The sequence below is a fragment of the Sphingomonas sp. GW821-FHT09B04 genome (assembly GCF_059418285.1).
Map to the genome: position 1 here is coordinate 25,187 of NZ_JBWKPO010000007.1, position 14,044 is coordinate 39,230.

General features: G+C 65.2%; 15 protein-coding genes and 1 tRNA gene. 13 read left to right on the forward strand and 3 right to left on the reverse strand.

The features are described from left to right. The first annotated feature begins 20 nt into the window (after positions 1–20). Positions 21–803 carry a SapC family protein gene (locus AC07NK_RS19425; RefSeq protein ID WP_495172276.1) on the forward strand — a complete coding sequence of 261 codons (783 nt, stop codon included), beginning with the start codon at positions 21–23 and terminating at the stop codon, positions 801–803. A 380-nt stretch (positions 804–1,183) separates the two neighbouring features. On the opposite strand, the gene AC07NK_RS19430 is transcribed toward AC07NK_RS19425, so the two are convergent. Then, a complete protein-coding gene (locus AC07NK_RS19430) occupies positions 1,184–2,023 on the reverse strand; it encodes an N-formylglutamate amidohydrolase (RefSeq protein ID WP_495172277.1) in 840 nt (279 codons plus the stop codon). 145 nt (positions 2,024–2,168) lie between these two features. On the opposite strand from AC07NK_RS19430, the gene cpdR reads away from it, so the two are divergent. Together cpdR and AC07NK_RS19440 are read left to right on the forward strand one after the other, a co-directional pair. Beyond that, on the forward strand, positions 2,169–2,546 hold the full coding sequence (gene cpdR, locus AC07NK_RS19435) for a cell cycle two-component system response regulator CpdR (RefSeq protein ID WP_495172278.1): 378 nt from the start codon (positions 2,169–2,171) through the stop codon (positions 2,544–2,546). 100 nt (positions 2,547–2,646) lie between these two features. After that, a tRNA-Val gene (locus AC07NK_RS19440) sits at positions 2,647–2,721 on the forward strand. Between the two features lie 73 nt (positions 2,722–2,794). Here the strand turns inward: AC07NK_RS19440 and AC07NK_RS19445 are convergent. Next, complete coding sequence (locus AC07NK_RS19445; RefSeq protein ID WP_495172279.1) at positions 2,795–4,126, reverse strand: MFS transporter; 1,332 nt, start codon at positions 4,124–4,126, stop codon at positions 2,795–2,797. A 131-nt stretch (positions 4,127–4,257) separates the two neighbouring features. Here AC07NK_RS19445 and cyoA point away from each other — a divergent pair, with 131 nt between their 5' ends. The 7 genes from cyoA to AC07NK_RS19480 are packed head-to-tail and all read left to right on the forward strand — an operon-like array spanning position 4,258 to position 10,941. Beyond that, a complete protein-coding gene (gene cyoA, locus AC07NK_RS19450) occupies positions 4,258–5,406 on the forward strand; it encodes a ubiquinol oxidase subunit II (protein WP_495172280.1) in 1,149 nt (382 codons plus the stop codon). 9 nt (positions 5,407–5,415) lie between these two features. Beyond that, the gene (gene cyoB, locus AC07NK_RS19455) at positions 5,416–7,416 is read left to right on the forward strand and encodes a cytochrome o ubiquinol oxidase subunit I (RefSeq protein ID WP_495172281.1); all 2,001 of its coding nucleotides are present in this window, start codon (positions 5,416–5,418) and stop codon (positions 7,414–7,416) included. 2 nt (positions 7,417–7,418) lie between these two features. Then, a complete protein-coding gene (gene cyoC / locus AC07NK_RS19460; RefSeq protein WP_495172282.1) occupies positions 7,419–8,054 on the forward strand; it encodes a cytochrome o ubiquinol oxidase subunit III in 636 nt (211 codons plus the stop codon). Further along, the gene (cyoD, locus tag AC07NK_RS19465) at positions 8,051–8,410 is read left to right on the forward strand and encodes a cytochrome o ubiquinol oxidase subunit IV (RefSeq protein WP_495172283.1); all 360 of its coding nucleotides are present in this window, start codon (positions 8,051–8,053) and stop codon (positions 8,408–8,410) included. Before cyoC ends, cyoD begins: the two co-directional genes overlap by 4 nt. 7 nt (positions 8,411–8,417) lie before the next feature. Continuing rightward, on the forward strand, positions 8,418–9,113 hold the full coding sequence (locus AC07NK_RS19470) for an SURF1 family protein (protein ID WP_495172284.1): 696 nt from the start codon (positions 8,418–8,420) through the stop codon (positions 9,111–9,113). After that, a complete protein-coding gene (locus AC07NK_RS19475) occupies positions 9,110–10,411 on the forward strand; it encodes an ATP-binding protein (protein WP_495172285.1) in 1,302 nt (433 codons plus the stop codon). The genes AC07NK_RS19470 and AC07NK_RS19475 overlap by 4 nt, the downstream gene beginning before the upstream one ends. Then, complete coding sequence (locus tag AC07NK_RS19480; protein ID WP_495172286.1) at positions 10,411–10,941, forward strand: response regulator transcription factor; 531 nt, start codon at positions 10,411–10,413, stop codon at positions 10,939–10,941. The genes AC07NK_RS19475 and AC07NK_RS19480 overlap by 1 nt, the downstream gene beginning before the upstream one ends. Before the next feature lie 14 nt (positions 10,942–10,955). On the opposite strand, the gene AC07NK_RS19485 is transcribed toward AC07NK_RS19480, so the two are convergent. Beyond that, positions 10,956–11,255: a hypothetical protein gene (locus tag AC07NK_RS19485; RefSeq protein ID WP_495172287.1), complete on the reverse strand. Its 300-nt coding sequence runs from the start codon at positions 11,253–11,255 to the stop codon at positions 10,956–10,958. Between the two features lie 9 nt (positions 11,256–11,264). Between AC07NK_RS19485 and AC07NK_RS19490 the strand changes: the two genes are divergently transcribed. Genes AC07NK_RS19490 through AC07NK_RS19500 form a run of 3 tightly spaced genes read left to right on the forward strand, consistent with a single transcriptional unit; the run spans position 11,265 to position 14,009 of the window. Further along, on the forward strand, positions 11,265–12,422 hold the full coding sequence (locus tag AC07NK_RS19490) for an aminotransferase (RefSeq protein WP_495172288.1): 1,158 nt from the start codon (positions 11,265–11,267) through the stop codon (positions 12,420–12,422). 7 nt (positions 12,423–12,429) lie between these two features. Next, entirely contained in the window at positions 12,430–13,257 is an 828-nt protein-coding gene (locus AC07NK_RS19495) for a diacylglycerol/lipid kinase family protein (RefSeq protein WP_495172289.1), read from the forward strand. Beyond that, on the forward strand, positions 13,254–14,009 hold the full coding sequence (locus AC07NK_RS19500) for a metallophosphoesterase family protein (RefSeq protein ID WP_495172290.1): 756 nt from the start codon (positions 13,254–13,256) through the stop codon (positions 14,007–14,009). The genes AC07NK_RS19495 and AC07NK_RS19500 overlap by 4 nt, the downstream gene beginning before the upstream one ends. The last annotated feature ends 35 nt before the right edge of the window (positions 14,010–14,044 follow it).

The following is a 14,044-nucleotide window of genomic DNA, read 5'->3' on the forward strand; positions in this document are numbered from 1 at the left end:
TTCATTTCCAGGAGAGTTTCATGGCGAGCGCGCCGCAAGCACAGGGTCTTCCGCTTTTCTATAACGATCTGCAGCCGCTCTCGAGCGATCTGCACGGCACTTGGCGTATTCGTCAGGCTGATGCGGCGCCGTTCATGGCGACTCAGCACGCGATCCCGCTGACAGTGGAGGAGTTCCCGCTGGTCCAGCGCAACATGCCGATCGTCTTCTCGGTTGGCGACGATTCGGTGCCGCTGGGGCTGATGGGCCTGAATGAGGGCGTCAACGTCTTCTTCGGTGCCGACGGCAAGATCAAGGAAGGCGAGAATCTTTACGTTCCCGCCTATGTCCGCCGTTACCCCTATCTGCTCGCCCGCCTGCGTCCGGAATCGGAAGAGCTGTCGCTTTGCTTCGACCCGACGTCCGACACGATTGGTGCGTTCGACGAGGGCGACGCCCTGTTCGAAGACGGCAAGCCGACCGAGCTGGTCCAGAACATCCTCAAGTTCAACGAGGAGTTCGAGATCGCAGGTCAGAAGACCAATGCGTTCCTCAAGGAACTCAACGATCTTGGCTTGCTGATGGATGGCGAAGTCGCGATCCAGCCGGATGGTGCGGAGCAGCCCTATATCTATCGTGGCTTCCGTATGGTCGACGAGACCAAGCTCAACGAGCTTCGCGGTGACCAGCTGCGCAAGATGGCGCAGAACGGAATGCTCCCGCTGATCTACGCCCACCTCTTCTCGCTGAGCCTGATGCGCGACATTTTTGCGCGCCAGCTTCAGCAGGGCAATGTCGTGCCGCAGACCGCGCCGGCTGTCTGACTTACCCACGCTCCCGCCGCGATCGGTGGCGGGAGCGTGTTCTCAACCAGCTTCTTGCCTTCTGGCGCCCCGCGCACGATATCCGCGCCGTTTCGGCCTTCGCGCGATTCTTCGCCGCAGATGAAGGATTTGGCGCCCGATCACCCACCTTCAACGCATTTGCGATTGTGGCCTTGAAGCCACGGTCAAGCCCTACTATATCCTGTTCAGTACGGTTTCGTGTTCCCCCTTTCGCGGAACCGTGCGGCACGCCCTCGGGCGTGTCTCCTCCCTGAACCTTGGCCGCCCGGTGGCAACACCGGGCGGTTTTTTTGTGCCCGCCGGGCCGTGGCGCGCGACTCCCCTGCGTGCGTTGCTGTTAGTCGGGGGGCGCCCGATCCCTATTGCGCGGCGGCGGTGAGAGGCAGCGCCTCGTCTGCGACAGCATCGATGATCCGACGAAGCAGCGTCGCCGCCGCGTCGAAGCCGGGGCCGGGCTGATCCCGGCGACGGTCGAGATAAAGTGTGCGGTCGATTTCGACCTGGATAGCGTGGATGTTCGATGCCGGATCGGCATGCCGGTCGAGGACATGCCCCCCGGCATAGGGCGTATTGACCGTGGCGCGGACCTCCGCCGAATGCACCACGCCCTCGATCCGTCCGATGAAGCGCGCGGCGGCCGCCCGGCCGAACCTGTCTCCGATCACCACACGCGCGCCGCCGGTGGCCAGGGGGGGCATCGAATGAATATCCAGTAGCACCGCCACACCGAACCGGTCGCGCGTTGCCGCCAGCGCCTCTGCCAGCGCTGTGTGATAGGGGCGGTGATCGTGCTCGATCCGCTCGCGGACTTCTTCGTCGGCGAAGCGCCGGCGCCACAGATCGGTTCCGCTCGCGCGGCGGGGAATAAGGCCAAGGCCGCTTCGCAGCTTCAATGACATCGCGCCCTCGGACAGCGGCTGCGCGCCCTCGTCGACCCGCGGATCGCGCTCATGCTCGGCGCGGTTGAGGTCGATCCACGCCCGCGCCCGGCTGGCGATGAACAGCATCTCGGCCCCGCGCGCCGCCAGCGTCAGTGTATCGGCGTGGCGGTCCTCGAGCGGGAGCAGGCTGGTGAGAGGGGCGCGTAACGCCGCGCGCAGCGGCAGTGGATAATCGCGCCCGGCATGGGGGACCGACAGCACGACCGGCGAAACCGGCGTTTCCGGGCCGTAGCGGTCGAAGGACGGTGTTACGCTCACTGGCGGCACCCTATGCGGACCGGGCACGCGCGGCAACGCCTGCCGCGGCTGGAAAATCTTAAGCCCTTCGGGCATATTCTATGCCCTGACGGCCGGCCCGGATTCGTGGGGCGGTGCAGCGCGGACAGCGCTTTAAGGGGTAGGGATGATCAGGATACTTCTGGCTGAGGACGATCGGGTGATGCGCGAGTATCTCGCGCGTGCGCTTGAGCGTTCCGGCTATTCGGTTACCGCCGTCGATCGCGGCACAGCAGCGCTGCCACTGCTTGAGACCGAGCGCTTCGATCTGCTGCTGAGCGATATCGTGATGCCTGAAATGGACGGGATCGAGCTGGCGCAGAAGGCGGGTGAGATCGCGCCGGACATGCGCGTGATGTTCATCACTGGCTTTGCCGCGGTGACGCTGAAGGCGGGCAAGCAGATCCCGACCGCGCGCGTGCTGTCCAAGCCGTTCCACCTGCGTGACCTGGTGCTCGAGGTCGACCGGCTGTTCGAGATGGAGCAGGTTCCGAGCCGGAATTGATATTCGGGTTGGGCGGATGACGAAATCCGCGCCAACCCGCTTGCATGGGTCGGCGGCCCCCGCTAAAGGGCCGCTTCCCGAGATTCGCCGCAAGGCAATCGGGCGCGTAGCTCAGTGGTAGAGCACTGTGTTGACATCGCAGGGGTCGCAAGTTCAATCCTTGCCGCGCCCACCATTACAAAGCCCCGGAAAGCATTGCTTTCCGGGGCTTTTCGTATGTCCGGCAGATGGGGAGGTGCGCCCGAACGCTACTCGCCCGGGCGCGCCCAATCGCGGTTGATCGCGAGCGCTGCGAGTGTACAGGCGGCCCCGGAGAGCAGATACGCGCCCACCGACCACAGGCCGAAATTGCTTGCCAGCAGCAGTGCCACCAGCGGCGCGAAGCCTGCGCCGATCAGCCAGGCAAGGTTCGCGGTGGTTGCCGCGCCGGTATAGCGCCGCTCGCTCGAGAAGCTGGCGTTGACCGCGCCCGACGACTGGCCGAATGCGAGGCCCAGCAGGATGAAGCCGGCGATCATATAGACCGTCTCGCCGAACCCGCCCGCGCCCAGCAGCTGCGGCGCGAAGCCGCTGTAAGCGCCGATCAGCACGGCCGAGACGCCCAGCACGGCGCGGCGGCCCACCCGGTCGGCGATGATGCCCGAGGCGATCATCGCCAGCACGCAGACGCCCGCACCGACGATCTCGATCACCAGGAACCGCTCCGCGGCCTCGCCGGTGTTGAGCAGGATCCACGAGAGCGGGAACACGGTCACGAGGTGGAACAGCGCGAAGCTGGCGAGCGGCGCGAACGAGCCAAGCGCGATCGTGCGCCATTCCTCACGCACCGTTTCCCAGAACGGCGCTGGCTGGAGTTCGCGGCTCTCGAACAACCGCTCGAATTCGGGCGTGGCGACGAGGCGCAAGCGAGCGAAGAGTGCGACGACGTTGATCGCGAACGCGACGAAGAAGGGATAGCGCCATCCCCAGGAGAGGAAATCGGCGTCCGACAGCGTCGCCATAAAGAAGGCGAACAGCCCTGCCGCTACGATCAGGCCGAGCGGCGCCCCGAGCTGCGGGATCATCGCATACCAGCCGCGGCGGTTCGGGGGCGCGTTGAGCGAAAGTAGCGAAGGTAGCCCATCCCACGCACCGCCCAGTGCCATGCCCTGCCCGATCCGCAACAGCGCCAGGATCCACACCACAGTCATGCCCGCTTGATTGTAGCTGGGCAGGAACGCCATCGACATGGTCGACCCACCAAGCAGGAACAGCGCGATGGTGAGCTTCACTCCGCGGCCGTGGTTGCGGTCGATCCACATGAACAGCGCCGAGCCGAGCGGCCGGGCAATGAAGGCGAGTGAGAAGAGCGCAAAGGAATAGAGCGTCCCGGTCAGCGGATCGACGAAGGGGAAGATCAGCGAGGGGAAGACCAGCACCGAGGCGATGGCGTAGACGAAGAAGTCGAAAAACTCGCTGGTTCGCCCGACGATCACCCCGATCGCGATCTCGCCGGGAGCGATTTTGTGCTCCCGGGCGGTGACGAGGCGGGCGTCGCGCTCGAGCGCGGTCGAGTTGGAGGCGGCGATCGGTGCAGTCATGCGGTTTCGCTCCGGCAGCTTCTTCGATGTTATTGCGTTTCGTCGTCCGCTGCACCAGAAAAGCAACACGACGGGGATAGGACAAAATGTCCAATGTCGGCGCGCAGGTGCGCCGGGATAGGCGGAGGTCCATGCGCGAAGACACGAAACTGTCCACTGCACGGCGGATCCTGACATTATTGCCGCTGACGGCAATATTGGCCGCGTGTGATCGATCGGTCCTCGATCCGGCTGGCGACATCGCGTTGCAACAACGCGATATCATCTACATCTCGACGGCGCTGATGCTGCTGATCATCGTTCCGGTGATCGCGCTGATCATCGTCTTCGCGTGGCGCTATCGCCACACCAACAAGGATGCGACCTACGATCCCGATTTCGACCACTCGACTTCGCTCGAGCTGGTGATCTGGTCCGCGCCCCTGCTGATCATCATCTGCCTCGGCGCGCTGACCTGGTGGAGCACACATCTGCTCGACCCGTTCCGGCCGCTCGATCGCGTTGCGGCTGGCAGACCGGTCGATCCCAAGGTCAAGCCGCTGGTCGTGCAGGTCGTCTCGCTCGACTGGAAATGGCTGTTCATCTACCCCGAACAGGGCGTCGCCAGCGTCAACGAACTGGTGATGCCGGTCGATCGCCCCGTGCGGTTCGAGCTGACCTCAACCAACATGATGAACACCTTCTACGCGCCGACGCTGGCCGGGATGATCTATGTCATGCCCGGGATGAAGAGCCAGCTGCACGCGGTGATCAACCGCGAGGGCAGTTTCCGCGGCATGTCGGCCAATTACAGCGGCGAGGGTTTCTCGCACATGCGCTTCAAGCTCTATGGCGTGAAGGACGGCGGGTTCGATGCCTGGGTCGCTCGCGTCAAGGCTGGCGGTCAGGCGCTCGATACCGCGCGCTATCTCGCGCTGGAGAAGCCCAGCGAGCGCGTCCCGGCAATGTATTTCGCGAGCGTCGACAACACGCTGTTCGACCGCGTCTATAATCGCTGCGTACGCCCCGGCACGCCGTGCATGAGCGACGTGATGCGCCGTGACATGAAGGCCGGCGGGCCGATGCATTCGGGCCATGGCAACCCGCCGCCGGATGGCGACAAGCCCAAGGGTGCGCTGTTCAAGACCGATGAGGAAAAGGGCGTCGCGCCCAGCCGAGCCACGCCACCCTCGCCGGTGCCGTCGGGCAAGCCCGCCGCCGAGCAGCATCAGGGCCACCAGAAGACCTCCTCCCTTCAACTTCCCGCCGTGCCGCGCGCGCACCGCGCCAGCGCAGCCTGAGGAGTCAGCATGTTCGACGAATCCGTCACCAGGGCGATCTTCGGCCGGCTCGGCTGGGAATCCTTCCCCTTTCACGAACCGATCCTGATCATCACCTTCGCCGTCGTGGCTCTGATCGGCCTCGGCATCGTCGGCGCGGTGACGAAGTACAAGCTCTGGGGTTATCTGTGGACCGAGTGGTTCACCACGGTGGACCACAAGAAGATCGGGATCATGTACATGATCCTCGGCATCGTCATGTTGCTGCGCGGCTTCGCCGACGCGCTGATGATGCGCGCGCAACAGGCGGTCGCTTTCGGCGCCAGCGAGGGTTACCTCCCGCCGCACCACTATGATCAGATCTTCACCGCGCACGGGACGATCATGATCTTCTTCGTGGCGATCCCGCTGGTCGTGGGCATCGTCAATTACGTCATGCCGCTCCAGATCGGCGCGCGCGACGTGGCCTTCCCGTTCCTCAATAACCTCAGTTTCTGGCTCACCGTCGCGGGCGCGGGGCTAGTGATGGTGTCGCTGTTCGTCGGCGAATTCTCGCGCGCGGGCTGGCTCGGCTATGTTCCGGTCGCGAATATCGAGAACAGTCCGGGCACAGGGCCGGACTATTATCTATGGGCGCTACAGATAGCCGGGATCGGCACGACCCTGTCGGGCATCAATATGGTCGTGACGATCATCAAGATGCGCGCGCCGGGCATGACGATGATGAAGATGCCGGTGTTCTGCTGGACGGCGCTGTGCAGCAACGTGCTGGTGGTCGCGATCTTCCCGGTGCTGACCGCCGCCTTCGCGATGCTGATGCTCGACCGCTATGTCGGCACCAACTTCTTCACCAACGATCTTGGCGGCAACGCCATGATGTACTGGAACCTGGTGTGGATCTGGGGTCACCCGGAGGTCTATGTCCTGATCCTTCCGGTGTTCGGCATCTACTCCGAAATCACCTCGACCTTCACCGGCAAGCGGCTCTTCGGCTATTCGTCGATGGTCTACGCCACGGTCGTCATTACGATCCTGTCCTACCTCGTCTGGCTGCACCACTTTTTCACCATGGGGTCGGGTGCGAGCGTCAACAGCTTCTTCGGCATCGCCACGATGGTGATTTCGATCCCGACGGGCGCGAAGATCTTCAACTGGCTGTTCACCATGTATCGCGGCCGCATCCGGTTCGAGCTGCCGATGATGTGGGTGATCGCCTTTATGATCACCTTTGTGGTCGGTGGCATGACCGGCGTGCTGCTCGCGGTGCCGCCTGCCGACTTCGTGCTGCACAACTCGCTGTTCCTCGTCGCGCACTTCCATAACGTGATCATCGGCGGCGTCGTGTTCGGCCTGTTCGCGGGCATGGATTACTGGTTCCCCAAGGCGTTCGGCTTCCGGCTCGACCGCTTCTGGGGCAAGGTGACCTTCTGGGGCTGGGTGATCGGATACTGGGTCGCCTGGACGCCGATCTACATCGTCGGCCTGATGGGCACCACGCGCCGCGTGAACCATTTCGAGGATCCGGCGCTGCAACCCTGGTTCATCATCGCGGCGATCGGCGCGGTGATCATCGGGATCGGCATCGTCGCGTTCGTCATCCAGATTGCCGTCAGCATCAAGAACCGCGACAAGCTGCGCGACACCACGGGTGATCCGTGGGACGGCCGCACGCTCGAATGGGCGACCTCGTCGCCACCGCCCAACTACAATTTCGCCTTCCAGCCACAGGTCCATGACCTGGATGCCTGGTACGACATGAAGAAGCGCGGTGCGCAGCGGCCGGAGGCAGGCTTCAAGCCGATCCATATGCCGCGCAACACCGGCGCAGGGGTGATCATCTCGGGTCTCGCAGCGGTGTTGGGCTTCGCGATGATCTGGTACATCTGGTGGCTGGCCGCGGTCTGTGCGGTGGGGCTGCTGGTCTATTCGATCGCCCACACCTTCAACTACAACCGCGACTATTACATCCCGGTGGATGAGGTCGCGGAACAAGAGGACGCGCGCACCCGGCTGCTCGCGGCGGGAGCGTGACCATGGCCGCGGAAGCAGCGAACGGCGCTGAAACGCGCGAGCCGACCTTCTATCTGGTCGAGGACGAGCATCACCATGAGCCGGGCGGGAGCACGATGCTCGGCTTCTGGATCTACCTGATGAGCGACGCGCTGATCTTCGCGACGCTGTTCGCGACGTTCGGCGTGCTCAGCACCGCCTTTGCCGGCGGGCCGACCCCGCGCGAGATCTTCTCGCTGCCGCTGGTCGCGCTCAACACCGCGATCCTGCTGGTCTCGTCGATCACCTATGGCTTCGCGATGATCGCGATGCAGGAAGGGCGGCTCGGCGGCACCAAATTCTGGCTGGTCGTCACCGGTCTGCTCGGCGCGGCGTTTGTGAGTGTCGAACTCTATGAGTTCGCCGAGCTGATCCATGAGGGCGCAACGCCGCAGCGCAGCGCTTTCCTTTCGGCCTTCTTCACGCTGGTCGCGACGCATGGCCTGCACGTCACTTTCGGGATCATCTGGCTGGTCGTAATGCTGTTCCAGCTCAACCAGCGCGGGCTGCATCCGGAGAATCAGCGGCGCCTGCAGTGCCTGAGCATGTTCTGGCACTTCCTCGACGTCGTCTGGATCGGCGTCTTCACCTTCGTCTATCTTCTCGGGGTTCTGCGATGAGCGATGCTACCCACGCCCATGATGCTGCGCATGGCGCGCCGCATGCGTCGCGCCGCACCTATGTGATCGGCTTCCTGCTCTCGGCCGTGCTCACCGCAGTGCCCTTCTGGCTGGTGATGACCGGGCCGCTCGACGCCACCACCACCGGGGTGCTGATCGTCGGTGCGGCGATCGTTCAGATCCTAGTCCACACCGTCTGTTTCCTGCACGTCAACACCCAGTCGGAGAGCGGCTGGACGCTGATGGCCTATATTTTCACCGCGGTGCTGGTGCTGATCGTGATCGCCGGATCGTTGTGGATCATGTTCCACCTCAACTCCAACATGATGCCGATGGTGGACGTCCGGTCGTCCTGAGGCTGGTATGAAACGCGCGCTGCTCCTCGTGCTGGCGCTGGCGGCCACGATCGGTTTCGTTGCGCTCGGCATATGGCAGGTCGAGCGGCGGGCATGGAAGCTCGGGCTGATTGCACAGGTCGAAGCAGGGACGCAGGCAGCGCCGGTTGCAGTGCCGGGACCGTCGCAATGGCCGGGGCTCGATGCGCGCGCGTCCGAGTATCGACGCGTCATGGCGAGCGGCAGCTTCCTGCATGACCGCGAGACGTTGGTGCAGGCACTCACGGTGCGCGGTGCGGGCTTCTGGGTCGTCACACCGTTGCGCACGCCGCAAGGCGTGGTGCTGGTCAATCGCGGGTTCGTCTCCTCCGAGCGGCGCGACCCAGCCTCCCGCGCCGCCGGACAGGTGACGGGGCTGGTGACCGTCACCGGATTGTTGCGCGCAAGCGAGCCAAAAGGGGGTTTTCTGCGCAGCAACGATCCGACGGGTGGCCGCTGGTATTCGCGCGATGTGCCCGCCATCGCGGCGGCGCAAGGGATCGGGCAGGCGGCGCCCTTCTTCGTCGATGCGGATGCGACTCCCAATCCGGGCGGATGGCCGGTAGGCGGGCTTACCGTGCTGCGCTTCAACAATAATCACCTCGTCTACGCACTCACCTGGTTCGGGCTGGCGGGCATCAGCCTTGCCGCGCTGTTCCTGTTGCTGAGGCGGAAGCCGGCATGATGGACGCGCCGCTGCTTGCGCTGACGCGCCGGGGTCCGGGCCTGATCGTTGAGACTGCTGCGGCGGCGAATATGCGCCAGCTGATTCAGCTGCGCTGGATAGCGGTCGCGGGGCAGACGCTAGCCATCCTGCTCGTCCATTTCGGTTTCGGAATCGCGTTGCCGGTGGTCGAAATGCTGGGCGTTGCCGCATTACTCGCCGTCGCCAATCTGCTGGCGACGATGGCGCTGCCGCGCCACCGCGTCCATGATGGCGAGGTGATGCTGGCGCTGCTCATCGACATGGGGGCGCTGACGCTTCAGCTCTATTTCAGCGGTGGGGCGACTAACCCGTTTATCTCGCTCTATCTACTTCAGGTCGTGCTCGGTGCGATTCTGCTGCCCCCGGCGGCGGTGGCGGTGCTCGCGACCGCGACCGCGCTCAGCTATGCGCTGCTCACCGTCAGCTATGTGCCGTTGCTGCTCCCCGCGCGATTGCTGGTCGAGCATGCTGACCTGTTCGCGATCGGCCACTGGATCGGTTTCGTGATGGTCGCGAGCCTGCTGGTGCTGTTCATCGTCCGGATCAGCCGCAATCTGCGTGCGCGCGACGCGCATGTCGCCGATCTGCGACAGCACGCGGCGGAAGAGGAAGGTATCGTCCGCATGGGGCTGTTCGCATCGGGCGCGGCACATGAACTGGGGACGCCGCTGGGTACGCTGTCGGTGATCCTTGCCGACTGGCGGCGGGTGCCCGTTGTCGCTGCTGACCTGCAGCTTGCGGGTGAGGTCGCGGAGATGCAGGCCGAGGTGCAGCGTTGCAAGGGAATCGTCTCCGACATCCTCCACTCTGCGGGCCAGCCGCGCGGGGAAGCGATGCAGAGTATGGCTGCGGCTGCCTTTCTGACCGATCTGGCGCAAGCGTGGCAGCCGACGTATCCGCAGGTGCCGCTCGCGGTCAGTGTGGAAGATGCCGGGGCGGCGGTGATCGCGGTCGATCCCGCGCTGCGTCAGGCGGTGGCGAACCTGCTCGACAATGCCGCCGAAGCCTCGCCGCTCGGGCTTCGCCTGACGGGCAAAATCGAAGAGGGGATGTTCGCGATCGTCGTGCGCGATTATGGACCGGGCTTCGATCCTGCGGCGCTGGCGCATGTGGGGGAACTGTATCGCTCGACCAAGGGGGCGGGGCACGGACTCGGCCTGTTCCTCGCCAGCAATGTCGCGCGGCGGATGGGCGGGCGGCTCGAGGCGCGCAATCCGGCGGGCGGCGGCGCCGAAGTGCGGCTGGTCCTGCCGTTGATCCATGCGGAGGCACGCTGATGGACGAGCCGAGCCTCATCCTCATCGAAGATGACACGACCTTTGCGCGCACCCTCCAGCGCTCGTTCGAGCGGCGCGGCTACCGGGTTCGGGTCGCCGCCAGCCCCGCCGAGCTCGACGCGCTGCTCGCGGTGGAGATACCGACCCATGCGGTGGTGGACCTGAAGCTCGGGATCGAATCGGGCCTGCCCTGTGTCGCGAAGCTGCATGCGCGGGATGCAGCGATGCTGATCGTGGTACTGACCGGCTATGCCAGCATCGCCACTGCGGTCGAAGCGATCAAGCTTGGCGCGTGTCACTATCTGGTGAAGCCGTCGAACACCGATGATATCGAGGCTGCGTTCGGCAAGGCGCCGGGCAATCCCGACGTCCCGGTCACGCCGCGCGCCGCCTCGCTCAAGACCCATGAGTGGGAGATGATCAACGAGACGCTGGCCGCGACTGGCTTCAACATCTCCGAAACAGCCCGCCAGCTGGGGATGCACCGTCGTACGCTGGCGCGAAAGCTCGAGAAGCGGCCGGTTAAATAGCCGCCAGCGCATCGTCAAATGCGACGGGCTGCGGATCGATCGGGGCAGGGGACTCGTTCTGTCATTGAGCGGCGAGCATCAGGAGAGACGTGATGAACCAGCGCGACCAGAACCGGAATCCCGGTGGGCAACAGCAACAGCAACGCGATCAGAAGGTCGACAAGCAACAGCAGCAGCAGCCGCAACGCCAGCAGGACGGCGGCGAGAAGAAACACCAGCCCGATGAGGGCGAACGCGAACGCTGAAGTTCGTCGACCGGACGCTTTGAAGGGGCCTTGCGGCCCCTTCTTCTTTTTGGCGCGCGGCTCGGGCATGTTGACGGCATGAACCCGATCTATGCCGCGCTCGGCACCACCATCTTCGAGACAATGTCGGCGCGGGCACGCGCGAACGGCGCGATTAATCTGGGGCAGGGTTTCCCGGATGGCGAGGGGTGCGTGCCGGTGATCCGCGCGGCGGCTGAAGCGCTTACGACGCGGTCGAACCAATATCCGCCCATGGCCGGGCTGCCCGAGCTGCGTCAGGCGATTGCGGGGCATTATGCCCGCCACCAGCAGCTCGATCTCGGGCTCGATGAAGTCATCGTCACTTCCGGCGCGACCGAGGCCATCGCCGCATCCTTTGCCGCGCTGATCGCGCCCGGTGACGAGGTGATCCTGATCCAGCCGCTCTACGACGCCTATCTTCCGCTGATCCGGCGCGCAGGCGGTGTTGCCCGGCTGGCCCAGCTGGAACCGGGAAGCTGGCGGCTCACACGCGCGGCGCTGGACGCCGTCGTGGGAGCGCACACACGGCTGATCGTCGTCAACAATCCCGTGAATCCCGCCGGCGCGATGCTGTCGCGCGAGGAACTCGCCGACCTCGCCGCCTTTTGCGTCGAGCACGATTTGATCGCGGTGTGCGACGAGGTGTGGGAACATGTCGTCTATGACGGCGCGCACCACATCCCGCTGATGGCGATGCCGGGAATGCGCGATCGGACCGTGAAGATCGGGTCGGCAGGCAAGATCTTCGCGCTCACCGGCTGGAAGGTCGGCTGGATGTGCGCCGCGCCGGCGATCGCAACCATCCTCGCCCGCGCGCACCAGTTCATGACCTTCTCGACCGCGCCCAATCTGCAATGGGCGGTGGCGCAGGGGCTGGAGACGCAGGACACATGGATCGCGGAATCGGTCGCGGGGTTCCAGCGTTCGCGCGACCGGCTGGCTGCAGGCCTCACCGTCGCGGGCTATCGCGTGCTGCCGTCGCCCGCGACCTGGTTCCTCTCGGTCGACCTCTCCGCCTCGGGCATTGCGCTCGACGATACCGTTTTCTGCGAACGACTGGTCGAGGACGCGGGAGTCGCCGCGATTCCGGTCTCGGCCTTCTATGCGCAAGCGCCGGTGACGCATCTGGTGCGGCTATGCTTTGCCAAGGCCGACGATGTGCTCGACGCGGCGATCGGGCGGATGGATGCGGCGCGGCGCGATTTCGCGCGTTAGCAGATCCGTGAAGCGGCTCTGGTTCATCACCAACCCCAATTCGGGTTCGGCAACGCACGAGATGTGTGAGGCGCTGGAAGCGGTGTTCGAGGAGCGCGGGCTGACGCTCGTGGGGCGAACGGCGTTTCCAGACACGCCGATTCCTTCGATCGGTGATCTTAGCGATGTCGATACGGTCGTGCTGTTCGCGGGCGACGGTACGATCAACGCGGCGCTCTGCGCACTCGCGGATTGGGATGGAGCGTTCCTGCTTCTGCCGGGTGGGACGATGAACCTGCTCGCCAAAGCGCTGCACGGCGAGGCTGAACCCGCCGCGATCGTCCACGCCGCGCACAAAGGCGGCCGGCGGGTGGCGCTGCCCTATGTCGAGGCGGGACCGCATCGCGCGTTCGTGGGGCTGATCCTTGGCCCCGCCGCACATTGGGGCCGCGCGCGCGAGGCGGCGCGCAAAGGACGCGTCGGGCGCGTGCTCGCGGCAATCCGCAGCGCCTGGCGGCGCACCTTCGGCAAGGGGATCCGCGTCGCGGGTGTTCCCGGGATGCGTGCGCGGTATCAGGCGGTGTTTGTCGCGCCGAGCCCCGATGCACTGGAGGTCGCGGCAATCGATGCGCGCGATTGGACATCGATCGCCGAGCTTGGCTGGAACTGGCTGACCGGTGACTGGGTCGCCGCGCGCGCCGTCACCGATCGCCGTGCGCAATTGCTACGGCCGGTGAGCAAGCGCCGGGTGCTGGCGCTGTTCGACGGCGAGCCGGTGACACTCCCGCCCGATATCGAGGTGAGCGGCGGAATGACGCGCCCGGCGTTCATCTCGACGCGCGGGGGCGACGGATGATCTGCTTGTTCCATGCCAGCGACGTGCATTTCGGTGCTGAGGACCGCGAGGCGCTCGATTGGTTCGCAGGATGCGTGCGCGAGGAGCAGCCCGATGCGGTGGTGGTGACCGGCGACCTTACGATGCGTGCGCGTGCGCATGAATTTGCGGCAGCGGCTGCATGGCTGGAGAGCCTCGGGCGGCCGGTAATGGTCGAAGTCGGCAATCATGACCTGCCCTATTTCAACCTCTGGGCACGGTTCGTGACGCCCTATCGCCGGTACCGCGCACTCGAGGCGATGATCGAGCGTCCGCTCGATCTGCCCGGGCTTACCATCGTCCCGCTCAAGACCACCGCGCGCTTCCAGTGGCGGCTCAACTGGTCGAAGGGGCATGTCAGCAACCGTGCGCTGCGGGAAACGCGGGCGCTGATCGAAGCGGCGCCAGTGGGGCACCGCATCGTGATTGCATGCCACCATCCGCTGATCGAAGCCGGGACGCGCAGCAGCTCGCGCACGCGCGGCGGGGCTGATGCGCTCGCGGCGCTGGCAGCGGCCGGCGTGGACGCCGTGCTGACCGGACACGTTCATGACCCCTTCGACATCTGCCATGCAGCGGCCGACGGGGAGGTGCGCCTGATCGGCGCGGGGACGCTGTCCGAGCGCGTGCGCGAGAGCGTGCCCTCGTTCAACGAAATCCACATCGGGACCGGAATCGAGACGATCGCGCGCCGGATGGGCGACGCGCCCGACACGCGTCTGTCGCCGAACTGATCGTAACCAAAAAGGCCGCCCCCGAAGGGACGGCC

Bases quoted from the DNA above. Each gene is read 5' to 3' on its own strand.
- AC07NK_RS19425 (WP_495172276.1), top strand. From the start codon at position 21: ATGGCGAGCGCGCCGCAAGCACAGGGTCTTCCGCTTTTCTATAACGAT.
- cpdR (WP_495172278.1), top strand. From the start codon at position 2,169: ATGATCAGGATACTTCTGGCTGAGGACGATCGGGTGATGCGCGAGTAT.
- AC07NK_RS19445 (WP_495172279.1), bottom strand. From the start codon at position 4,126: ATGACTGCACCGATCGCCGCCTCCAACTCGACCGCGCTCGAGCGCGAC.
- cyoA (WP_495172280.1), top strand. From the start codon at position 4,258: ATGCGCGAAGACACGAAACTGTCCACTGCACGGCGGATCCTGACATTA.
- cyoB (WP_495172281.1), top strand. From the start codon at position 5,416: ATGTTCGACGAATCCGTCACCAGGGCGATCTTCGGCCGGCTCGGCTGG.
- cyoC (WP_495172282.1), top strand. From the start codon at position 7,419: ATGGCCGCGGAAGCAGCGAACGGCGCTGAAACGCGCGAGCCGACCTTC.
- cyoD (WP_495172283.1), top strand. From the start codon at position 8,051: ATGAGCGATGCTACCCACGCCCATGATGCTGCGCATGGCGCGCCGCAT.
- AC07NK_RS19470 (WP_495172284.1), top strand. From the start codon at position 8,418: ATGAAACGCGCGCTGCTCCTCGTGCTGGCGCTGGCGGCCACGATCGGT.
- AC07NK_RS19475 (WP_495172285.1), top strand. From the start codon at position 9,110: ATGATGGACGCGCCGCTGCTTGCGCTGACGCGCCGGGGTCCGGGCCTG.
- AC07NK_RS19480 (WP_495172286.1), top strand. From the start codon at position 10,411: ATGGACGAGCCGAGCCTCATCCTCATCGAAGATGACACGACCTTTGCG.
- AC07NK_RS19485 (WP_495172287.1), bottom strand. From the start codon at position 11,255: ATGCCCGAGCCGCGCGCCAAAAAGAAGAAGGGGCCGCAAGGCCCCTTC.
- AC07NK_RS19490 (WP_495172288.1), top strand. From the start codon at position 11,265: ATGAACCCGATCTATGCCGCGCTCGGCACCACCATCTTCGAGACAATG.
- AC07NK_RS19500 (WP_495172290.1), top strand. From the start codon at position 13,254: ATGATCTGCTTGTTCCATGCCAGCGACGTGCATTTCGGTGCTGAGGAC.